Origin of the sequence: Streptomyces sp. NPDC057950 (assembly GCF_042887295.1) — a bacterium.
Lineage (GTDB): Bacteria > Actinomycetota > Actinomycetes > Streptomycetales > Streptomycetaceae > Streptomyces > Streptomyces kaempferi.
Genome location: NZ_JBHVPP010000011.1, coordinates 81,641 through 102,927, shown reverse-complemented (window position 1 = coordinate 102,927; position 21,287 = coordinate 81,641). Strand labels below are relative to the sequence as shown.

Sequence of the window (21,287 nt, the reverse complement as noted above, 5' to 3'; positions counted from 1 at the left end):
CCGCCGGCCTCGCGAGGCCCGGCACGGGCTTCCTACAGAGAACGCCGCGAGGCCGCCGATCGGTTCCGGATCCGGCGCGACAGCGGGACGCGCAGGAAATCCCGCACACGGGTGAGGTGCGGCCGGCGCTCGCGCTGCTCGCGCGCGCCGCGGTCGAGTTCCTCCATCAGCCGCCGTGAGCGGTGCTCCGTGTCGAGCTCGTCCAGGATGCGGTTGACCTCCGTGAGGACGGCCCCGTGCAGCTGCCACTGGCGGGCGTCCCGCTGCACCCCTTCGAGCAGCAACTGCGCCAGTTTGTCGCGGGTCGCCGACGCGGTGGCCAGCTCCGCGGCGAGCCGGGTCTCGGCCGACTCGGCGTTGTGGCTGACGTCCGTGGTCACCAGGACGGCGAAACTCACCACGGCGTCGGCGACTTCGCTCAGCAACTGCTCCAGCACCGCACCCACCTGCGGTTCGAACAGGGGCTCGGGATCACGCTCCTTGGCGAGGTCGGTGAGGGTGCGAGCGAGCACCCTCAGCACCACCGTGCAGATCTCCAGCGTGTCGAGTCCGGTGCGCAGCACGATCCGGTGCAGCAGGCCCTCGCGGACGCGGGGATTCAGCTTCAGGCTGTCCTCGGCCTGCCGCAGTGCCGCGTCCACCCCGACGATGTCGTGGTCCAGGCGCCGCGCCTCGTGCAGCCGGGCGGTGGCGTGCTCCACGGGGGTACGGCCCGCCGCCTCCTCTCCCATGCGCAGCATCAACTGCCGTACGCGCCGTGCCAGGTCCTCGATGGACTGGCCGGCCGCGCCCACCCACACCGGGGGAGCGAACAGCAGATTGCAGCCGAGCCCGACCACCGCGCCGATCAGTGTCTCCAGGACCCTGGCCCAGGCCGTGTCCCCGACCCGGGTCACGCCGAGGACGAGCATGGCGCTGATCGCCACCTCGGGCACGAACTCGCTGACCCTGACCAGATGGCCGACGGCCAGTGAGGCGAGGATGAGCAGGGCCAGACTCCACCAGGTCAGCCCCACGAGCAGGCTGAACCCGATGGCGACCATGACGCCGGCCACCACGGAGTTCACCCGGCGGATGCCGGTGGTGAGGGTGGAGTAGAGCGTGACCTGTACGACGAGGAGCGCGGTCAGTGGCGCGGTGAGCGGTGCGGGCTCGGGGCTGAGCCGGACCGCGATCACGTACGCGATGCTCGCCGCCGCGGCCGACCGCACCGACTGGACGACCACGGGTTCCTGGTGCCACTTCCGGAACTGTGGTCCCACCACGGCCCACACACCACGTACGTCTCGCATCCTTGGCCTTTTCCCCTTTCGCCCCTGTACCGAACGTGCCCATTGAGGACCGTAGCTGTCCGCGACGAAGCCACATTTGTCGCCGGGCCCCTTCCCCGTTCGGTCCCGCCGACGCATCGTCCGCCCGGTGCGCGGGTGTCAGCTGACGCGCCGGCTCGCGGGTGTCAGCTGACGCACCGGCTCGCGGGCCCCGCTCTCACCGGACGGAGACGGCATTCGCCTTCGTTCTCGTCCTCGTCCTCATCGGGTGCCGGCGGCGCGGCCGCGGGACCGGTAGCCGGCCACCTTGGCGAGATTGCCGCAGCGGTCCATGGAGCACCAGCGGCGCCGGCGGGCCTGGGAGTCGTCCAGGAAGAGCAGGGAGCACGTGGGGTTCTCGCACTCCTTGACCCTGCCCAGCAGAGGGCCGCCGATCAGGAGGACGGCGTCGCGGGCGACGGTCGCGAGGGCCGCGGGTCCGGGGCGTGCGGCCGTCCAGCGCAGCACCGGGCGCGGCCCGTCGTACGGCTCGGCGAACTGGGGCGCGAGATCGGGCAGGGCCGCCGCCTCGTTCACCCGCGTGACGTCGTCCGGGTCCGGGGCCTCCTCGAGCATCGCCGCGCGTACGAGGCGGTGGACGGCCTCGCGCAGCGTGCGCGCGTGCCGGAGATCGGCCTCGCCGATCCGTACCGGCCCGTCGTCCGCTCCCGTGTGCAGGCCCGCCTCGGTGATCCAGCGGGCGAGGGCCGCGGGGTCCGGGAGCCGCTCGAGCGGCGTGGTGTGCCGTTTGCCGAGCGTGGCGACGAAGTTCAGGGCGGGGCGTCCGCCGATGAAGGGGAACGCCGTCGCGGGCTCGGGGGCGGAGGCTGCGGGCATGGTCCGAGTCTAGCGCCTTGACACCTGTTCATAAGGTGTCGCAGAGTGACACCACTTCAACCGGTGTCACCGCGCACGGCTGTCCGACGCGGGGTGCCCCGGTGTGTCCCGATGTCCCGAGGGAGCAGGTGCGGTATGCGTGCGGTGCGGATCGACGAGTTCGGCGGGCCCGAGGTGCTGGTCCCGGTGGAGGTGCCGGACCCGGTCGCGGGCCCCGGCCAGGTACTGGTGCGGGTCGCGGCGGCGGGGGTGAACCGGGCGGACGCGCTCGTGCGGGCCGGGGTGTACCACCGGGCCGGCCGTCCGCCGCTGATCCCGGGCGTCGAGGCGTCCGGCGTCGTGGTCGCGGTGGGCGAGGGGGTGACCGGGCTCGGGTCCGGACAGCGGGTCATGGCCTTGGACGGGGTGAACGCACCCGGTTTCTACGCCGAGTTGGTCGTCGTACCGGCCGAGCGGGTGACCGTACTCCCGGAGGGTGTCGAGCTGACCCGGGCCGCCACCCTGCCCGTGGCATGGCTGTCCGCCTGGTACTGCCTGCTCCGGCTCGCGAAGGTGACCGAGGGCGACACCGTCCTGGTGAAGGCCGCCGCGAGCGGGGTGGGCAGTGCGGCGGTGCAGATCGCGGCCGGTGCGGGCGCCCGTGTCATCGCGTCGGCGGGTTCGCCGGAGAAGACCGCCTGGGCCGCCGGGTTCGGTGCGCACGACATCGTCGACACCTCTGCGCACCCCGACGACGCCGAGGTCGACGAGGTGCTGCGGCTGACCGGGGGGCGCGGGGCGGACATCGTCCTCGACACGGTCGGGGGCCCCGCCTTCGGACGGAGCCTGCGCGAGGTCGGGCACGGCGGACGGGTGGTCGCCCTCGCCAACGTGGCCCTGGAGCCGAGCGTCGTCGACACCCGTGACTTCTACCCGAAGAACGCGTCCGTCCTCGGCTTCCAGCTCACCAACCTGCAGATCCACGGCTACGACCCCCGCGCGGACCTGCGGGAACTGGCCGAACGGGTGGCGGCGGGCCGTTACCGTGTGCCGGTCGAGGCGGTGTTCCCCCTGGAGCGGGCACGCGCCGCGCACGAGCGTCTCGAGCGGAGGGAACACCGCGGCAAGATCGTGCTCGCCGTCCACGACGAGGAGTGACTCACGGCGGGCGCGTGATCCCGGTCGCACGACAGGACCCGAACAGACACGTCGTCGGCCTCCACCTGGGCGCGTCGGTGAAAGAGCCGAAGTCCACAGGTCGTCGTCGCTTCCGGCGACGGCCATGACCGGGCCGCTGACGTGGCCGAGCGGGAGGAGTGCGACGGGCGGCCGTCCTTGGTCCGGGCCGCGGTCGCGTAGTGCGGGAATCGCCGTTGACCTGGGCTGACGGTGAGCGGACGACCGCGCCGTGGACGAGGCCCGGACAGTCGTCGGCGAGGAGCAGCGCCGCCTCGCTTCCGGGTGAGCAGCCCATGGCCAGGATGTGGCGCGGGTCGACCTCGGGCCGTGCGGCCGGCGGGTGGGCGGCGGTGGCGAACCGCTTGGTCCACCAGTGCCAATGGCCCCGCCGCGTACGGGCGTCGGCCGGGCGGGACCGTGCTGACCTTCGCCTCGCGGATCGACGAGGTGGACACCGCCGTGCACTTGGGTCGCCGCGAGTGGTCGGAGAAACCAGGAGGGCGGAGGGCCGCCCACCAGCCCCTGTGCGAAACTACGCGCGCGCATCCACCGCTTCCGGCAGAACACCCCGGACATCAGCGGCGCCCCCACCTGTGAGGGGTTCCGATGAGAGAACGAAAAGGAGTCACGTGAGACGCCCCCTGCTTCCCGCCGCACTGGCGCTGGCCGCACTCGCCCTGCCCGCACTCAGCGGTTGTGACAGCCAGGCCACCACCTCACGCGGGACCACGGACGGCGTCTCGGCCGCTCCTGCCGTCAGGTCGGCGACACCTGCCCCGAAATCGGCGTCACCGGAAGGGACTTCGCCGGCATCCTCGGCGACGAAGGACGCCCCCGACTACGACCCGAAGGCGAACGCCGCGGCCGACATAGAGACCGCTCTCAGGGTGGCGAGGCAGGACGGCCGTCCGGTGCTCGTCGACTTCGGCGCCGACTGGTGCCTCGACTGCCGTGTCCTGAACGCCCGGTTCAAGGAGTCCGGGCCGTCCGCGCTGCTGGCCAAGTACCACGTGGTGAAGGTGGACGTCGGCGATTTCGACCACAACCTCAACGTGGCCGAACGCTACGTCGACCTGCGGACGAGTGGCATACCCGCCCTGACCGTCCTGGACTCCGCGTCAGGCCGGGTCCAAGTGGCCACGAATCAAGGCGAGTTCGCCAACGCACGCACCATGTCGGCCGCGCAGGTCGAGGAGTTCCTGAAGCGATGGCAGTAGTCGTCCGGCTCCGGGCCCGCCGCGTGAGGGCCGGCTGCGCGCTCGTGGCGGCGGCCGGTGCCGCACTCGCCGGGTGCGCGGGCTCGGGGGAGAGCGGGACCACGGCGCATGCCGCCCCCTTCACGGCCGGCGGCGTGGCCGTCACGGTCCGGACGCAACCGCGCGACGGCACCTTGCGCGTCCTCGCGGAACTGAGGCCGGAGCGGACGGGTTTCCACCTCTACAGCCTGAGTCTTCCGAACGGCGGCATCGACGGGATCGGCATACCGACCCGTATCCGCACCGAAGGCGGCCTGAGGGCCACCGGCCCGGCGGCCACCGACGCGAAACCGCGGGTACTGCGCCCGGCCGGCCTCGACGTCGGGCTGCCGGTCTACGAGGACGGGCTGGTCACCCTCGAACTTCCGGTCCGGCGGGTCGAAGGCACCGACAGCGCCAAGGTGTTCCTCACCTACGGGGCATGCAGCGAGACCGCCGGCTGCCTGCCGCCGGTGCGTGACCAGGAGGTGACCCTGCACCTGGGCACCGCGGACTGAGAACCCCTGGCACATATGGGATGGGTCGGCCGGGCGCCTCCATCAGGGCGATGATCTCCGGTACCCGCGGGCAGGGCCACGCGATGCGCGACGCTCCGACGACGCGGTCGTCGCGCATCGCCACTTCGCAGAGGGCGAGGCCGGCCGCCCGGCGACGGTGGCCCAACTCCCCCTCGCCCCGCCTGGATGCGTGCCCAGCGGGTTGTCACACCCCCGTGCGATCATCCCCTACGACTACCGTTGATCCAGGGGGGATCTCTTGCCCGACGTCGACCTCTGTCCGCGCGCGAGACGGGCGAGGACGGCCGCTGCGGCGGCCGTCCTAGCCGTTGTCCTCTCGCTGTTCGCCTCGTTCCTGACCCTGACCGGGGCGAACCCCGCCGCCGCGGCCGACGCGCAGTGCGCACCGCTCGCTCTCGCGTCCTTCGGTGACCCCGGTGCCGCCGTCGGCACGGCGACCGTCCCGCCCGAAGACAGCGCCTGCTTCACCGTGACGGCCCCGGCGGCAGGCCTGTACCTGGTGTCACTGAAAGACCGGGCCGACGCCTACACGCAGATGTACGCCGAGGACGGCACCGAGGTCGACTGTTACGACGAGCGGTTCTCCGAGAGCGGCCGCTGCCAGGTGTCCGCGCCCGGCAGTTACACCGTCAAGATCGTCAACAACGGCTGGGAGGACCTGGCGAACACTTCCGTCACCGTCGTCCCGCTCGCGTCGTCCACCCGGGGCTGCTCCGAGTCGACCGGCACCGCCTGGGACCAGCCCACGGTGAGCCGGACCGCGGTGAGCTCGGTGGAGGTCGACTGCCAGGTCTTCGAAGGCGGGCCCGGCGAGCGGGTCCGGCTCACCAGCGGCACCAAGGTCTACGGCGGCACGGTCGCGTGGATCACTGACGCGAGCGGGACCCGGATCTGCCCGCGCGTCACGGAGGACGACGAGGACTCCCGCAGTTGCGTACTGCCGGGTGAGGGCCCCTACCGGATGATCTCCCAGGTCACCGACGCGGGCAGCGGATACCCCGCCGAATACGCGGTCAAGGTGCGCTCCCTGAGCGACCCGAAGGGCTGCCGGAAGGCCTCCGTGCGTCCCTTCGGGACACTCAAGGGCCTGGACTTCCAGGCAGACCCCTGCTTCGCCTTCACCGTCGACAAGGCCGGACCCCACCTGGTCCACCGTACCGACGGCCGGTCCGCGGGCCCCGTCCTCGTGTACGACGCGGCCGGGAAGATCGTCTGCCGGGCGACCGACCCCTGTCGGCCGGCAGCCGCGGGCACCTACACCGCGATCCTCGACGACACGTACACCTTCCAGGACTTCGAGGACGACCTGGTCGTCCTCGACCGCGCCTCCGACGCCGGATGCGTGACCACAGGAACGGGCCTCTACCAGGGCGAGCTGAGCACGGCCGGACAGTACGACTGCCTGAAGCTGGACGTTCCGCGGGGTGCCCGGATCGCCGCGCTCACCCCGATCGCCGGCTCCGCCGTGGACGTCGACGTGGAGGTCTTCGACGCGGACGGCACCGCCCAGTGCGACGCCACCGAACTGGCCGCCGGGGACTGCGCGCTGACCGGCACGGCTCCCTATCGGGCGCTGGTGCACACCGATGACACCGGCGATGACGCGACGGGCCCCTACACGATCGCCCTCCACCGTACGGACGAGGCGAACGACTGCCCGGTACTGCCTGCCGGAAGCTTCGCCGCGGACGGCGCGAAGGCCACGTCGGCCACCGGTGACGGCGTCTTCTCGCAGTGCCTGAGCATCCCGGCCGACGCGCACACCGGCGCGGAGGTCTTCCAGCTGATCGCCACCTCCGGCGGCGTACCGGCGAGGTTCTCCGTCCTGGACGCCGCCGGCAAGAAAATCTGCGACCGCGCGGCCACCACCAACGGCTGGACCGTCTGCGGTCTGACCCCAGGCCGGGCCCACACCGTGCTGATCACCGGCCGCGACCAGGCCGCCACGTACACGCTGACCCGGCGTGACGTGACCGCGACCGCCTCCTCGGAGGGCTGCGCGAGGACCACCGCGGTCAAGGTCGGTGGCCCGTCCTTGTCCGCGCCGTACGGTGAACCCGGCACGCTGAACTGCCACCAGGTCACCACCGGCGCGGCCGACGATGTCGTACACGTCAACGTCCGGGACCCGCTGGGCACCGCCAACCTGGCGGTGTTCAACGGTGACGGCGGCGCGGAGTGCTCCTTCAGCAACCGCTCCTGCGTGGTCACGGGATCCACGACCCACCAGGTCCTCGTGCAGACTCCGGCCACCCTGAAGGCCGCGCCCGACTACCACCTGGACGCCCTGCGCATCGCGACCGCCGACGGCCCGGCACCCGAGTGCACCAAGGTGCCGTCGGTGTCCTTCGGATACGGGCCGGTCACCGGCACACTCGACGAGCAGCACAGTGCGGTGTGCGCGGTGCTGCCGACAGCCGGGTTCGACCGCTTCGACGCGCAGATCACGGATACCGACGGCGCCGCCACGACGGCGGTTGCGGCCCTGTACAACAGCAGATGGACCAACGGCTGTTCGCTGTCGACATCAAGCACCCAGTGCTCGGCCGGGGGTTCGTCCTCGGCGGCGAGCCCGAGTCTGTTCCTGCTCGGCCTGCCCGAGAAGGCGTCCAGGACCTCCTACAGCGCCAAGCTGACCTGTTCCTCGACACCCTGCGGCCCGGACAGGACGAGTGTCACCGCGGTGAGTCCCACGACCGGAGTGACCGGGACCAAGGTCGAGCTGACCGTGACCGGCACGGCACTCGGCCCGGACACCGAGGTCCGGCTGACGCAGAGCGGCCGGACGTTGACCGCCACCAGGGACTCGGTCGCTGCCGACAACCGGTCGGTGACGGCGACCGTCGACCTGACGGGCACGGCGGTCGGCACCTGGAACGTCAGCGTGTTCACCCGCTGCTGCGAGTACCCGCGCGGCACGTTCACCGTGACCCAGCCGCGGTTGACGAACACCACCGCGCCCAAGGTGACGGGTACGGCCAAGGTGGGCGCCAAGGTCACGGCGCTGCCGGGCAGTTGGTCGGCGGCCCCGTCCTCGTACACGTACCAGTGGAAGGCGAACGGGCAGGCGATCTCCGGGGCGACCGCGTCGGCGTACACGATGCCGGCGTCGGTGCTCGGCAAGAAGCTCACCGTGACGGTGACGGCGCTCCGGAGCGGATGGCAGAGCGGGTCGGCGGCCTCGGCGGCGGTGACCGTCGCGACGGGAGACGCGCCCAAGCCGGTCAAGCCGCCGGTGATCAGCGGGACCGCGAAGGTCGGAAAGACGCTGAACGCGTCCAAGGGGACGTGGAGCACCAGCCCGACGTCCTGTGCGTACCAGTGGTACGCGAACGGCAAGGCCATCAGCGGGGCCACCAAGTCCTCGCTGGTGCTGAAGTCGGCACAGCGGAGCAAGAAGATCACCGTGAAGGTGATCGCGCACCTCACCGGTCACAAGGACGGTTCAGCGGTGAGCAAGATGACCAAGGCGGTCGTGAAGTGAGCTGCCGCGGTTGATGGACCGGAGGGGGGCGGCCCGGCATTCCGGTGCTGTCCCCCTTTCCGTCGAGGAGGTCCCCGTCTGGTGAAACGGTGTCGGACGTTCGGGGCAGCGTGGCCGGAGCTTCTGCCGGCCGGGGGACACCGCGTCGGGGCGTCAGACCGTCAACGCCGAGCGGGCGGAGTGCCGATCTCGGATGCGCGGTCGGTGCCGCGGACCGGTCGTGGTGTCGATGGCCTCGTCCACTTTCGTGGGCGGCCAAGGTGACGTGTGTTCTGCGGAGGGGCGGCAATGTTGCGGGAGAACGAAGAAGCGGCGTGGGCTGCCAGGGTCCAGCAGCTCGTGGACGCCGGTGACGTGCCGGACCTGGATCGCGGCCTTTATCGCCTGAGCGCTGCCATCGACGGCGACCGGACCTTCGACGGCGGCCGGCTGATCGGCCTGTTGCGCGTCATGCCCGCCCCTACCCGGGTCCTCCTGCTGCGACGGATGACCGAGGGGCTGGAGGAGACGGCCGTGCACGACCCGGGGCGCTGCCGGGGCCTCGCGTCGCTGATCGTTCTGGTGGCACACGGCCTGCCCGTCGAGCAACTGGCCGCCTGGCGCGAGCCGCTGATGGCCATGGCGGCCGGAGAGATGACCCTGTGGGAGGGCTGGCGACTGACCTGTCTGGTCGAGGTGGAGCAGGCGGCGGGGCGAGATGTGCCCGATCCGGTGGTGGCCACGGTCCGTAGGACCGCGTTGACCTCCGAGTCGCCTGGTGGATTGCGCGCCCTCGCCGCGAGGATCGTGGAGCCTGTGCTGAACCCCGGTGAACCGTGGGCCGAGCGGGTGATCACGGATCTGACCGGGGCCGAACCCGCGTGGCACGCGTTGGTCGCCCATGCGCTGACCGCCGCCGGCTCCCGCCCCACCGGCAAGTGGCAACGTCTTGGAGGCGGACTGTTGGCGGACGTGGGACCTGATCGTGCCCGCGAGGCGATGGCGTCCTGGATCTCCCGGGCGGGTGAGCCCCGAACCATGCCGGTGAACTCCCGGTACGGCACCGGTGTCGCCGATCTTGAGCTCGATCCGTTCAACGCGCGTGCGCTGCGGGGTTTCGCGGCACTCCTGGCGCTCACTACGGCGCATCCGCGGTCCGCGGCCGCCTTGGGCGAACTGGTGGAAGCGGCTCTGATACGCCTCCCCGGCATCGGTTGGCGATCACCCAAGACGGCCAGTGCCGCTGTGCAGGCGCTGATCCAACTCGGCGACGAGGACGCCTACGCCGAACTCGGCCGTCTGGCCGGCACCGTGAAGTACCGGCCCACCCTCAAGCTCGTCCTCGCGACCCTCGCCCGCCGGACTCCGCACAGGCCGTTGCCGTAGCGATCAAGGATCCTGCGGATCGAACGGGACTGCCGGGTCGGGCGACCGCGGGGCAGGGAAGCCGTCACCCGGGCGAAGGAGTGTCGGACGGGCCCTGGCTGGATTCCGGCGGCCGGGTGCGGAGGCCGTCTGCGACGAGGTCGAGGATCCGCGTGGCCCGTTCCTGGCTGCCGGCCCCCGGAGGGATCCGCCACAACACGCTGAGCTGCAGGAGCACGTCCTCCGGGTCGGTCCCCGGCTTCAGCGTGCCCGCGGCGGCGCCCGCGTCGAGCAGGGCGGTGATCGCGCCGAGGAAGGGTACGTAGTGCTCGTCGTCGAGCCCGCCGTTGGTCGCCGCGTGGATGACCTCGGCCACGCCGTACTTGAGCTGGCCGTAACGGGCCACCTCCTCGAACCAGCCGCGCAGGGCCACCAGCGGCGGGAGCGAACCGGCCAGGGTGTGGGCGAGGTCGATGAGCTTCTGGATCTCCTGGTGGTAGAGCTCGACGACGAGCGCTTCCCGGGTCGGGAAGTGCCGGTAGAGGGTCCCGACGCCCACGCCTGCCTGCTTGGCGATGGACGTCATGGAGGCGCTGGTGGAGGCCGAGAACGCCTCGGTGGCGGCGGCCAGGATGCGCGCCCGGTTGCTGCGGGCGTCGGAACGTGTCGGCTTCGGTGGCGGCGAGTTCACGGGTGTCGGTGGTCCGTTCAGTGCGGATTGCGAAACGGAAGGGCTTCCGGTACGTTCGGAGCCGTAACGGAGGGGCTTCCGTTTCATTTTCCCACACCCACCTGACGAAGCGGGGAACAGCCATGGCCGAAGTGGTTCTGGTGACCGGTGGCAGCGGCTACATCGCGGGCTGGTGCATCGCCGAGCTACTGCGCGCCGGCTACGAAGTGCGCACCACCGTACGGGACGAGGGGAAGAGGAAGGCCGTTGTCGACGCCGTGTCGAGCGTCGTCGACCCCGCCGGCCGACTGGGCTTCGCCGTCGCGGACCTCACGGCGGACGACGGCTGGGACGCCGCGGTCAAGGGCGTCGACCGTGTGCTGCACGTCGCCTCCCCGCTCGGCGGCGCCGACCCCGGCAACCCGGACGCGATCATCGCCCCGGCCCGCGACGGCGCGCTGCGGGTGCTGCGCGCCGCGACCGGTGCCGGGGTCGGGCGTGTCGTGATGACCTCGGCGGCGAACGCCGCGAGCCCGTCGTCCTACGCGACGGAAGGCGTGACCGACGAGACGCTGTGGACCGACCCCGACGACCCCACGCTGATCCCCTACCGCCGCTCGAAGACGCTCGCCGAGCGGGCGGCGTGGGACTTCATGGACAGCCACCCGGGCCCCACCGAACTGACCACCGTGCTCCCCGGCGCCGTGTTCGGCCCCATCCTCACGACGGGCACCCTCGGTTCCGTCGGCATCGTCGGACGGATGATCTCCGGTGCCATGTCCGGCATACCGCGGATCGGACTCGAGATCGTGGACGTCCGTGATCTCGTGGACATCCACATCCGGGCGATGACGTCGCCGGACGCCGCGGGCCAACGCTTCCTCGCCACCGGTGAGTTCACCTGGATGTCGGAGATGGCCCGCATCCTGCGCGAGGGCCTCGGTGCCGACGGCCGCCGGGTCCCCACCCGGCAGGTCCCGGACTTCGTGGTCCGGCTCGCGGCCCGGTTCCGGGACCCGTCGCTGCGCGAGATCACGCCGGCCCTCGGCCGCCGCAACCGGCACAGCACGGAGAAGGCCTCGAGGGTTCTCGGCTGGCAGCCCCGGCCCGCCCGCGAGACGGTACTCGACTGCGCCAGAAGCCTCATCGAGCACGGCGCCGTCGAGAACGTCCGAGCGTAGGGGCCGGGCCCGGCCGCGCGGCGGAGGCGAGGGCGCCCGTGGCGTCGCGTGGGCGCGATGCCCGCCGCGACTCCGGTGCGGGATCGCCGGCGAACCGCAGTCCGCGGTCCGAGGCCGGCGTGCGTACCGGGCTCATCGCGCCGTACCGTGCGGCCGACCAGATCCGGGCGCGGGCCCCTCGTCGGTGAGACGGTCGTAGATCCAGCCGCACGCCCGTGCCTCCTCGGTGAACCGTTCGAAGACCTCTCGCCGTCCCCGTTCGTGAACGCCCACCAGCCACTCCCCGTCACGTTCCTCGAGGAAGTAACGGTCCGCCGCGCGATGCTCGCCGGGGCAGTCCGGGATCTCGTAGTACGCGGAGGGGACCCCGGCCGCACGCAGGGCCTGGCACAACTCGAACCGGTCCATGCCGTCCGTCCTTCATCAGGGCCGAAGCCGGGCCCGGAGACGACCGGGCCCGGCTTCGGCGGGATCCTGCGCGGTGGCCCGAGGGCGGGACTACTTGTTGACCCGTTCCAGGGTGCCGTTGCGCACCAGGTCCCCCACCGTGGTCCGCGTCGTGTCGCCACAGAACTGGCTCGACGTCACGTACTGGATGCCGAGGCCAGGCTGCTCGAACCCGGGGGCGGTCCTCCCCTCACACACCTTCACCGCCTTGGCCACCTTGTACACGTGGTAGTCGTACCGGTAGCGCGGGTCCATGGTGTTGAGGCTCGACGGCGGGATCGACCGCTTCCCGTACTTGGTGCCCACGGGGGCGAGGAACCGGCCCGCCTCGGCGCCGAATCGGTCCACCTTCTGGCCCACGCGGAGCCAGTGGGGAGCGGCGAGCACCTTCTGGTCCCTGTGCGTGTACCCGTCGTCCGGCGGGTAACGCCAGTCGCCCTGACCCGAGTCGGCGGAGGGGTCCCACCACCGGTCCAGGAAGCGCACGGCCGTGAGGCCGCCGAGCCGGTCGTACCCGTGCAGGACGCGTCCCAGGGCTCCCTGGGTCGGCAGCCAACGGGGACCCAGCCGCCAGTCACCGCAGAAGAAGTACGGGCGCAGCGCGGGCGCGATGGGAGCGGGCACCAGCCCCCTGCACACCCACGGCCGGACGGCCCCGCCGAGTACGGCCGTCGGCCGTGCGGACGAGCCCGCCGCCGGAACCGGTCGGGCGGGCCAGGCGTGCGCGGCAGCACCCGGACGGCCGCCGTCCCTGTCCGCGGGGGCCGCGGACGACGAGACGGAGGCGCCCAGAACCAGGGAGCCGGTCAGGCCTCCCACCGCCGCCAGGCTCGCACACCAATGTGACGATCTCACCAAACCTCCTGCGGGAACGTGTGTCCGGAACACGCCGCCGCGCGCCCTAGGGAGGCGTCGTGGGGCGACCGGAATGTCGGCACTCACACAAGCCAAAGGGATCCAACCGGGCGAGCGGACGTGCCGAAACGCGTCCGAACGGGTCCGGGGCTTCATCCCGATGCTTCAATCACACGGAGCCGTGCGGCCCTACGGACCGGCGCGGCCGAGGGATGTCCGGACCCGCGCCACGTCGGCCAGGCGGCCAGGCGGCCAGGCGGACGTGCGGTGGTCTGGTGCCCTTGGCCGTCACGGAGGCGTACGACCTCACCGCGCCCGGCCATCCGCGCAGCAGACGATTCGTCTGCCTGGCGCTGCCGGAAGGCGCCGCCTGTCGCACCGACGACCACCTCACGGTGCTCCCGGGAATCCGCCTGTCCCAGCTCGCCGCAGTGTCCGGACAGCCGTGCGCACCCCGGCGCACCGCCCTGCCGTGGCGGGCGCGGCGCCGATTGGTCCCGTCCACCACCCGGGAATTGGCCCCCGCGGCCGAGGCGTCCGGTACGTAGGGTCCGGATCATGACAACAGCCCCCACCACCGTTCCCGCCTTGATGAACGTCTGCGTCTTCCTCTCCGCCGCGGACCTGGACGAGCGCTACACCCGGCCGGCCCGCGAACTGGCGGAGCTGCTCGGCAAGGGTGGTCACACCCTGGTGTGGGGCGGATCCGACACCGGTCTGATGAAGGTCGTCGCCGACGGGGTGCGGGAGAGCGGAGGGCGGCTGGTGGGGGTCTCGGTCGCCTTTCTGCGCGAGTGGGCCAGGCGGGACGCCGACGAGATGGTGTTCGCCGACGACCTCGCCGAACGCAAGGCCCTGCTGCTCGCCCGAGCGGACGCGGTGGTCGTGATGGCGGGCGGCCTGGGCACGCTGGACGAGGTGACCGAGGTCCTGGAGCTGAGAAAGCACGGCCTGCACGACAAGCCCGTGGTACTGCTGAACTCGGCCGGGTTCTACGACGGTCTGACACTCCAGCTCCGCCGGATGGAGACGGAGGGATTCCTGCCGGTGCCCCTGAGCAGGTTGTTCTTCCTCGCCGACGAGGCCGCGGACGCCTTCGCCCACCTGGAGGAATCGGTCGTCGGACCACGATGAGCCGGCCGCGGCAGGCCCGTCCGCGGCCGCAACCACTCACGGCAGTGAGCGGCAGGGCGCTCCTGTGCGTGGCGATGTGTGCGGATACATGCTGATACATGGGACACGTCTAGGGCATCACCTCGCACAGGATGTCCAGCGCGCCCTTCCACGCGCTGTCCGAGGGAGCCGCGTAGTTCACCACGAGCGCGTCCTGCCGGGGGAGCGGGCGGCCGGACTCCGGCGTCTCGTAGCGGAACTCCGCGAGACCGCTGACCGCGAGACCCCGCCGCGCCGCCTCCCGGGTCACCGAGTGCTCTGTTCCGTGGGGGAGTTCGAGAACCGCCTGCAGGCCCGCGGCCATACCCCTCAGGTGGACGTGGGGGGCCCTGTGGGCCAGGGCCGTGACGAGTTGCTCTCGGCGGCGCCGGTAGTGCAGTCGCATCGAGCGGACATGACGGTCGTACGCGCCCGACGTCAGGAAGTCGGCCAGCGTGAGCTGTTCGAGCGCACTCGACATGTAGTCGCCGTACCCCTTGGCCGCGACGATGTCCGGGACCAGTTCCCGCGGCAGAACCATCCAGCCCAACCGCACTCCGGGCGCCAGTGACTTGCTCACCGAGCCGAAGTACACCACCCGGTCGGGACCGAGGCCCTGCAGGGCACCCACCGGCTGACGGTCGTATCTGAACTCCCCGTCGTAGTCGTCCTCCAGGATCAGGCCGCCGGTGCGCCGCGCCCATTCGACGGCGGCGGTGCGCCGGTCCGGGCGCAGCGCGACCCCCGTCGGATACTGGTGGGCGGGTGTCATCAGTACCGCGCCGATGTCCTCCAGCCGCTCCAAGTCGTCGGTGCACGCGCCGTGTTCGTCGACGTGGACGGACGGAGTGCGCAGGCCGGCGTCGGTCAGCAGGTCGCGATAGAGATCGAGTCCGTACGACTCGACGGCCACCGCCCGTACCCGCCGGGCCCGGAGTGCCCGCGCCATCAGCGCGAGTCCGTGGTGGAAACCGGAGCAGACGACGATCCGCTCCGGCTCGGCATACACCCCGCGGGCCCGCGCCAGGTAGTCCGCGAGGGCGGTGCGCAGACGGATCTGGCCGAGGGCGTCGCCGTACCCGAAGGCGTCGTGCGGTGCGGCGGTCAGGGCGCGGCGGGCGGCGGTGAGCCACTGCGCGCGGGGGAAGTTCGCGAGGTCCGGTGAACCCGGCCGCAGGCCGTACCTCGGGCGTTTCGGGGCCGGCCGCGCGTGGGGGGTGTCGGGTGCGGCGCGGCTCGGTTCGGCCCGCTCCGCCACCCGGGTCCCGGAGCCCTGCCGGGCGGTGAGCCAGCCCTCCGCGACGAGTTCGGCGTAGGAGTCCGTGACGGTGTTGCGGGAGATGCCGAGATCGGCGGCGAGCGAGCGGGAGGGGGGCAGCCGGGTGCCGGGTGCCAGGCGCCCCGTACGCACGGCGTCCCGGAGCGCGTCGGTGAGGCCGGCGCGCAGCCCGGGGCCGCGCAGTTCCAGATGGAGGTCGGTGCCGGTCCCGGCGGGCGAGTCGGCCGAATTGGTCTGGGAATCTGTCACAGAACTGGACCCTACTTCAGTGCCATTGGATGGGTAGCGTTGCAGTCATGAACACGAACGAAGCCCATCAAATACGTGACAACCCATACAACCTGTACGAGCCAGGCAACCCGCACACCCCATACAACGTCGACAGTCTGAACGGTCTGGTACAACCTCGGCCGTCTTCGCGAGCGCCCGCCCCGCCCGAGCCGGCCAGTCTCGTCGCCGTGATCACGGTGCTCAACGGCTGGAACGGCTGGAACGGCTTCGGGGCGTCCACCTGCCTCGTCCCCGGCCACTGCGCGTCCGCCATCTGACCGGACGACCCATGCGAAGGAGATCCTGGTGAGTACCGTTCCCTCTCACACGCGCGGGGTGTTTCCGGCCCGTGCCGCCGACGAGTTCGTGCTCGTCACCGCCATGCTGTTCCTCGCGGTGACGGCGGTGCGGTGGCTGCGCGATCCGGGCTCCGTGCTCTGCGTCGCCGACCTCGACGTCGCGATCACCGTCATCGGCGCCTTCAGCGGGACCGTCCTCACCGTGCTCATCCTCACCCCGCCGGGGAGGCGCAGCGGGGGCCACATGAATCCGGCCGTGACGGTCTCCCTGTGGCTGATGGGGGCCTTCCCGGGGCGCGGCGTCCTGCCCTATGTGCTGGCGCAACTCGCGGGCTCCGCCGCGGGGACGGGGCTGGCGCGTCTGGCGTGGGGGCGCCCGGTGGCCCTCCCGTCGGTCGACTACGCCGCGATCGGGCCGGCGCCCGCCTGGCAGCCCTCGGTCGTCTTTCTCGCCGAGGCGGGAGGCATGGCGGCCATCGTCCTCGTCGTCGGGTTCCTCATGGCCCGTACCCGCTTCTCACGCCTGCTGCCGTACGCCATCGGACTGTCCGTCGCGCTGGTGATCACCCTGCTCGGGACCCGCAGCGGGGGTTCGGTCAACCCGGCCCGTCAGCTCGGGCCCGCCGTGCTCGCCGGCCGGACCGAGGACCTGTGGATCTATCTGGTGGCGCCGGTCCTGGGAGCCGCGCTCGGCGCCTGGCTCGACCGCCTCCTCGGACGGCTCCGGCGGCGCCTTCCCTCGGGTGGGACGCGGGTGGCGGCGAGTGCCCACCCGTCGGGCGAGGAGGGTGTCCCCGCCTTCGCCGTGAACGGGCACGCCGCCCTTGGCTCGCCGGGCCGGGCTACAGCCTCCCCCCTGCCCATATCAGTACAAGATAGACACTCATTCGACCGAAAGGGCTGATTCCATCATGAACATCCTGGTTGCCGGTGCGACCGGCGCAGTGGGCCGACTCCTCGTCCCCTTGCTGCTGAAAGAAGGACATCAGGTCACAGGAGTCTCCCGTACGCCCGAAGGGCTGGAACGAGTGCGACGGCAGGGCGCGTCAGCCGTCCAGGCGGACGCGTTCGACAGGGACGCCCTGCGGCGGGTGATGGCCGCGACCGCTCCGGACGCGGTGATCCACCAGCTCACCGCCCTGTCGGACGCCGACGGGGAGACGACCAACCGGCTGCGCCGCGAGGGCACACGCAATCTCGTGGACGCGGCCAGGTCCGCCGGAGTGGAACGGATCATCGCTCAGTCGATCTCCTGGGCGTACGTACCGGGGGAGACCCCGGCTGACGAGACCGAACCTCTCGATCTCGGGGCGGCCGAACCGCGACGAGGAATGGTGCACGGCATCCGGGCACTGGAGGAGACCGCGGCCGAGATGGAGACCTGCGTGGCCCTGCGCTACGGCATCCTGTACGGCCCCGGTACCTGGTACGCACCAGGGGGCGCCGTGGCCGCGGCCCTGGCCGGCGACCCGAACGCGCGTCTTCTCGCCAACCTCGAGGCGGATCTCTCGGTGACCTCGTTCGTGCACGTCGCCGATGCTGCGAGGGCCACCGTCGCCGCCCTCGGCTGGCCGTCCGGGCCCGTCAACATCGTGGACGACGAGCCGGCCGAGGGCCGCCAGTGGCTGCCGGTCCTGGCGGCCGCCCTCGGTGTGCCCGCACCCGAGGTACGGACAGGACGGCAGAGCGGGGCCAGGGGCGCGTCCAACGAACGGGCCCGCTCCCGGGGATGGGAACCCGAACACACGACGTGGCGGTACGGCTTCGCCGCGCAGGATGTCTGACGCACAGGTCCGACGCGCATCTGACGCACAGGGGTTCGCCCACGGACTTCGCGGAACCCAGTGCGTCACCGGGTCTTGGCCCGACGCCGCGCGGTCCGATCGGCGCGGGCCGCGGCCCGGCGGACTCCACTGAGCAGGCGTGCCGCGCGAGCCGAAGTGGGAGTACCGGTCGGGGAGATCGGAGATGCGGCCCCTGGCACCGTGACCATCTGACGACCGCCATGACCGCCCTTTCCGATTGCCTTGATCCTGGTCCGGGTTCCGGTCACGTCGGTGGGTGGCGGTGCGGAGGCGCGACCGGCGTCCGGGGCCGGCGGATCCCGGTACGGTTCATCCGGTGAACGTGAACACGAACGTGGACGTGGACGGGTGGGAGTCGGGGCACCGGGCCGCGTACGGGTGCGGCGCATGGGAGCGGGCCTGTCGGCAAGGAGGACTGCTGACCGACTGGTACGAGGAGCAGGAACGCGGCCTCCACGCCCCGGCACCCCGACGGACCCACGCCCGTTCGGGCCGGCATGTCAAGTGGCCGTGGGGAAGCGGCCCGCACACCGTGGGCCTGCTGCTGTGGCGGGCCGCCCACGACGCCGGGATCCTGGTCGATGAGATCCTCCTGGCCGACACCTTGCGCTATTGCGATCCCGAGGCCGTCCCGCTGGCGGCCGGTCCCCTGCCCGACGCCGCCCGGATGGGCGGTATCGGGGTCGGCAGCGCCGAGTCGGTGGCCGGGGTCAGGCACGTACTGCGGGCCCACGTCGCGGCGGAACTCCCCCGACCCCGCCCCGACGGGGTGCGGCTGACGCTCGGATACCGGATCCGGGAAGTCCTGGCGACGCCGGACTGGGATCGCGGCGACTGGCCGGCGACCCTCGTCCTGGCTCGTCAGGCCATGGGGCGCGCGGACGACCTCCGGGAGCGGGGGACATGGCGGCCCACCGCCCGGGAACGGTCCACCTGGGCACGCATCGGCCTGGACCGTGAACCGGCCGGCGAAGGCGCCGCCCCGGGAGGCCGGGCGTCGGGCTGGCCGGCGCGGGCAGCACGCCTGGTCGACCTCGCGGACGCCCTGTCCACCGACGCCGACACGCTGCCGCGCGACGGCCAGGGAAGCCCGGGTCCGCTGGCCCAGGTGCTCGTCGCCACGGCCCGTGCGTGCGACGCGCTGAGGGCGAGCGCCGAGGAGATCGGGCGACTGTGGGCGGCCGAGCCGCACGAGCCCGCGGACCCGGCCTCCTGGGAACTGCTCCACGTGCCGGGCGCGTTGCGGGTCCAGACCGAGGAGACGGACGACCTGGTGCGGGCGGTCGCCGTCTTCCTGTGGGTCCTGACGTACAGCTGACCGGCGGGAGCACGCCCTACCGGGCGGCCGAGGCCCGTCCTCGATCCGGTCACCGCCGTCGACCGCCCAGGGCGTGCCGGGCGTCGCGAGGCGGGCGGGACTCCGCGACACGCCCTAGGTGCACTGACCTGTGAGGCCGGGTCCGCCTGGGCCGGTGGCCCGCAGGTGGTCGAGGTAGGCGGTGGGGTCTGAGCGCATCCCGTCCTGTGCGCCGGAGCGGTGCAGCTCCAGGCGGCCGTCCGGGTGCAGGCGCACGGTGGTGGTCGCCGCGCGTGGCGGAGAGCCCGGGGTGTCCGGGGTGGTGCCGGGAAGCGCGGCCGGGTCGAGGACGGGAACGTGGCCGGGGAACATGGCGCGTGCCCGTGCCGCGGTCGGCGCCGGCGGCCGGCCGGTGCGGTTGGCGCTGCTGACATACAGGACGGGGTACTCGTCCAGGACCGGCCGCAGGGGACTCCAGCGGGCGCCGAACAGCAGGGTCCACCCGTCGTGGGTCGCGGGGGCGAGCCAGTCGGGTGGCGTGTGGTCGTGACGCAACGGCGCCAGCACCGTGACACACTCGACGGTCAGCAGCCGACGGGCGGACTCGGCCGCGTGCGGTGCCAGCTCGAGTGCCCGCAGGACGAGTTCGGTGGTGTGCGGGTGATGGGTCCACAGGGCGACGGGCTGGTCGGCGGGCCGGTCCTTGGCCCGGTTGACCGCGCGCGCCGCGGCCGCGGTGACGACGAAGGTCAGGGGTGCGGGGTTGGGCAGTACCGCGGCGCCGCCCAGGGACAGGCTCGCGTGCACGGCGTCGAGGCCGCCGGTGCGCGGCGTGTTCATCGCGGTGTCGAGGTCGCCTGTGCGCGGTGTGTTCATCGCGGCGTCCGGGCGGTGGGCACGGTCAGGCCGGTGAGGTAGTCGCCGAAGTCCGTGTCCTCGATCACGGCGTGCCCTTGCCGGTAGGCGTGTGACTTCACCCAGGCCAGCGCGGTGCGTGTCTGCTCCGGGTCGAGCCGGTGTCCGAGCCGTGCGGCGACGGCGGTGATCACCCGGGCGCTCGCGAGGTGGGTGAGGATCACGCGGGGCTCGATCCCGAGCAGCGCACGGGGATCGTAGGGTTCGAACAGACGGGGATGGACGAACGGGGTGCCGGTGGAGATCGTGCCGACACCGTCTCCCACGATCGGTGTGGTCACCCCGAGCGGCGCGCCGGTCTCGGCGGCCACCATGCGCGCGATGCCCGGCAGCAGGGTCAGATCGGGGACGGTCCACCACGGGGCGCGGCCGTCGCCGAGGAGTTCGCGGGTGCGGTCGGGGCGGTAGGCGAGCAGGAACAGGAGCTGTTCGGTGGCGACCATCCCGCTGCGTTCGGCGATGCCCAGCCAGGAAGAGGACAGGACGCGGATGCCCGCGCGCAGTGCCTGGAGGGTGTTGGCCAGAGCGAGCCCGAGGTCGTTGTGCAGATGCGAGGCCAGGACCACGTCGTCGCCCGCACGGCGGCGTACGGCGGTGAACATGGCCGCGGCGTCCCGCGGCAGTTGGTCACCGACCGTGTCCGCCAGCACCACCACCCCCGCGCCGGCTTCCGTCATCCGCGCGGCGTGCTCGCCGGTCAGGGAGTGATCGGCCCGGGAGGCGTCGGCCAGGCACACATCGACGGCCACCCTGTCGTCGGTGTCCCTGGCCTGCGCGACCAGAGCGGCACCGGCGGTCAGCGCCCGCTCGGCGGAGCCGTGGGTCATCACCTGGGCCATGGCCTCGGACGCGGGCACGATCACCATGATCCTGGCGTGCGCGCTGCCCCGGACGGCGGCCAGCGCCTGGCGTACGTCACCGGCGGTGCCCCGGCACACCGCGGACACGCTCACCGTCCCGTCGGCCTCCACCGCCACCTGCCGCACCGCTTCGAACTCCTCCGCGCACACCGCGGGGAATCCGGCGGCGAACACCACGTGCCGCGGACCGTCCGTACCGAAGATCCGGCCCTGAGCCCGCGCCAGACGCACCCGGAAGTCACCCGTCATCAGGGTCTTGGCCTGTGCCCCGTCCCGCGGGGACTCCTCCCACAGCACCACCCGGCCCGCCCGCGCGGACTCGCGCACCACATCGACCGCCACCGCCACCC

The 21,287-nt window shown here is 72.2% G+C and carries 20 protein-coding genes; 12 read left to right on the top strand and 8 right to left on the bottom strand.

Going from position 1 to position 21,287, the window contains the following annotated elements:
* Positions 1-32 precede the first annotated feature (32 nt).
* Together ACFVTC_RS19650 and ACFVTC_RS19645 are read right to left on the bottom strand one after the other, a co-directional pair.
* Positions 33-1,292, bottom strand: a complete 1,260-nt coding sequence (locus ACFVTC_RS19650; RefSeq protein ID WP_390128590.1) for an FUSC family protein — start codon at positions 1,290-1,292, stop codon at positions 33-35.
* A gap of 240 nt (positions 1,293-1,532) precedes the next feature.
* Positions 1,533-2,147, bottom strand: coding sequence for a CGNR zinc finger domain-containing protein (locus tag ACFVTC_RS19645; RefSeq protein WP_390128588.1), 615 nt, complete (start codon positions 2,145-2,147; stop codon positions 1,533-1,535).
* A gap of 135 nt (positions 2,148-2,282) precedes the next feature.
* Here ACFVTC_RS19645 and ACFVTC_RS19640 point away from each other — a divergent pair, with 135 nt between their 5' ends.
* From ACFVTC_RS19640 to ACFVTC_RS19620, 5 genes are all read left to right on the top strand, one after another.
* Positions 2,283-3,284, top strand: a complete 1,002-nt coding sequence (locus tag ACFVTC_RS19640) for a zinc-binding alcohol dehydrogenase family protein (RefSeq protein ID WP_390128586.1) — start codon at positions 2,283-2,285, stop codon at positions 3,282-3,284.
* 650 nt (positions 3,285-3,934) lie between these two features.
* The gene (locus ACFVTC_RS19635) at positions 3,935-4,522 is read left to right on the top strand and encodes a thioredoxin family protein (RefSeq protein ID WP_390128584.1); all 588 of its coding nucleotides are present in this window, start codon (positions 3,935-3,937) and stop codon (positions 4,520-4,522) included.
* Positions 4,513-5,058 carry a hypothetical protein gene (locus ACFVTC_RS19630; RefSeq protein WP_390128583.1) on the top strand — a complete coding sequence of 182 codons (546 nt, stop codon included), beginning with the start codon at positions 4,513-4,515 and terminating at the stop codon, positions 5,056-5,058. The genes ACFVTC_RS19635 and ACFVTC_RS19630 overlap by 10 nt, the downstream gene beginning before the upstream one ends.
* Positions 5,059-5,317: 259 nt before the next feature.
* The gene (locus ACFVTC_RS19625; RefSeq protein WP_390128581.1) at positions 5,318-8,563 is read left to right on the top strand and encodes a Tat pathway signal protein; all 3,246 of its coding nucleotides are present in this window, start codon (positions 5,318-5,320) and stop codon (positions 8,561-8,563) included.
* 288 nt (positions 8,564-8,851) lie between these two features.
* Complete coding sequence (locus tag ACFVTC_RS19620) at positions 8,852-9,928, top strand: hypothetical protein (protein WP_390128579.1); 1,077 nt, start codon at positions 8,852-8,854, stop codon at positions 9,926-9,928.
* Positions 9,929-9,992: 64 nt separating this feature from the next.
* Here the strand turns inward: ACFVTC_RS19620 and ACFVTC_RS19615 are convergent, their stop codons facing one another.
* Positions 9,993-10,598 (bottom strand): TetR/AcrR family transcriptional regulator, encoded by a 606-nt coding sequence (locus ACFVTC_RS19615; protein WP_390128576.1) that lies wholly within the window; start codon positions 10,596-10,598, stop codon positions 9,993-9,995.
* A 122-nt stretch (positions 10,599-10,720) separates the two neighbouring features.
* Between ACFVTC_RS19615 and ACFVTC_RS19610 the strand changes: the two genes are divergently transcribed.
* On the top strand, positions 10,721-11,758 hold the full coding sequence (locus ACFVTC_RS19610) for an NAD-dependent epimerase/dehydratase family protein (protein ID WP_390128573.1): 1,038 nt from the start codon (positions 10,721-10,723) through the stop codon (positions 11,756-11,758).
* 132 nt (positions 11,759-11,890) lie between these two features.
* On the opposite strand, the gene ACFVTC_RS19605 is transcribed toward ACFVTC_RS19610, so the two are convergent.
* Positions 11,891-12,166, bottom strand: a complete 276-nt coding sequence (locus ACFVTC_RS19605) for a hypothetical protein (RefSeq protein WP_390128571.1) — start codon at positions 12,164-12,166, stop codon at positions 11,891-11,893.
* Positions 12,167-12,256: 90 nt separating this feature from the next.
* Positions 12,257-13,024 (bottom strand): TNT domain-containing protein, encoded by a 768-nt coding sequence (locus tag ACFVTC_RS19600; protein WP_390128568.1) that lies wholly within the window; start codon positions 13,022-13,024, stop codon positions 12,257-12,259.
* A 311-nt stretch (positions 13,025-13,335) separates the two neighbouring features.
* On the opposite strand from ACFVTC_RS19600, the gene ACFVTC_RS19595 reads away from it, so the two are divergent.
* Together ACFVTC_RS19595 and ACFVTC_RS19590 are read left to right on the top strand one after the other, a co-directional pair.
* The gene (locus ACFVTC_RS19595; RefSeq protein ID WP_390128566.1) at positions 13,336-13,608 is read left to right on the top strand and encodes a hypothetical protein; all 273 of its coding nucleotides are present in this window, start codon (positions 13,336-13,338) and stop codon (positions 13,606-13,608) included.
* A gap of 43 nt (positions 13,609-13,651) precedes the next feature.
* Complete coding sequence (locus ACFVTC_RS19590) at positions 13,652-14,194, top strand: TIGR00730 family Rossman fold protein (RefSeq protein ID WP_390128879.1); 543 nt, start codon at positions 13,652-13,654, stop codon at positions 14,192-14,194.
* A gap of 109 nt (positions 14,195-14,303) precedes the next feature.
* Here the strand turns inward: ACFVTC_RS19590 and ACFVTC_RS19585 are convergent, their stop codons facing one another.
* Positions 14,304-15,740, bottom strand: coding sequence for a PLP-dependent aminotransferase family protein (locus ACFVTC_RS19585; protein ID WP_390128565.1), 1,437 nt, complete (start codon positions 15,738-15,740; stop codon positions 14,304-14,306).
* Between the two features lie 47 nt (positions 15,741-15,787).
* On the opposite strand from ACFVTC_RS19585, the gene ACFVTC_RS19580 reads away from it, so the two are divergent.
* From ACFVTC_RS19580 to ACFVTC_RS19565, 4 genes are all read left to right on the top strand, one after another.
* Positions 15,788-16,039 (top strand): hypothetical protein, encoded by a 252-nt coding sequence (locus ACFVTC_RS19580; RefSeq protein WP_390128563.1) that lies wholly within the window; start codon positions 15,788-15,790, stop codon positions 16,037-16,039.
* A 28-nt stretch (positions 16,040-16,067) separates the two neighbouring features.
* Complete coding sequence (locus tag ACFVTC_RS19575) at positions 16,068-16,964, top strand: MIP/aquaporin family protein (protein ID WP_390128561.1); 897 nt, start codon at positions 16,068-16,070, stop codon at positions 16,962-16,964.
* A gap of 7 nt (positions 16,965-16,971) precedes the next feature.
* A complete protein-coding gene (locus ACFVTC_RS19570) occupies positions 16,972-17,844 on the top strand; it encodes an NAD-dependent epimerase/dehydratase family protein (RefSeq protein WP_390128559.1) in 873 nt (290 codons plus the stop codon).
* 337 nt (positions 17,845-18,181) lie between these two features.
* The gene (locus tag ACFVTC_RS19565) at positions 18,182-19,183 is read left to right on the top strand and encodes a hypothetical protein (RefSeq protein ID WP_390128557.1); all 1,002 of its coding nucleotides are present in this window, start codon (positions 18,182-18,184) and stop codon (positions 19,181-19,183) included.
* A 114-nt stretch (positions 19,184-19,297) separates the two neighbouring features.
* Here ACFVTC_RS19565 and ACFVTC_RS19560 read toward each other — a convergent pair whose 3' ends face one another.
* Positions 19,298-20,038, bottom strand: a complete 741-nt coding sequence (locus tag ACFVTC_RS19560) for a hypothetical protein (RefSeq protein ID WP_390128555.1) — start codon at positions 20,036-20,038, stop codon at positions 19,298-19,300.
* Positions 20,035-21,279: a 2-isopropylmalate synthase gene (locus ACFVTC_RS19555; RefSeq protein WP_390128553.1), complete on the bottom strand. Its 1,245-nt coding sequence runs from the start codon at positions 21,277-21,279 to the stop codon at positions 20,035-20,037. Before ACFVTC_RS19555 ends, ACFVTC_RS19560 begins: the two co-directional genes overlap by 4 nt.
* Between the last annotated feature and the right edge of the window lie 8 nt (positions 21,280-21,287).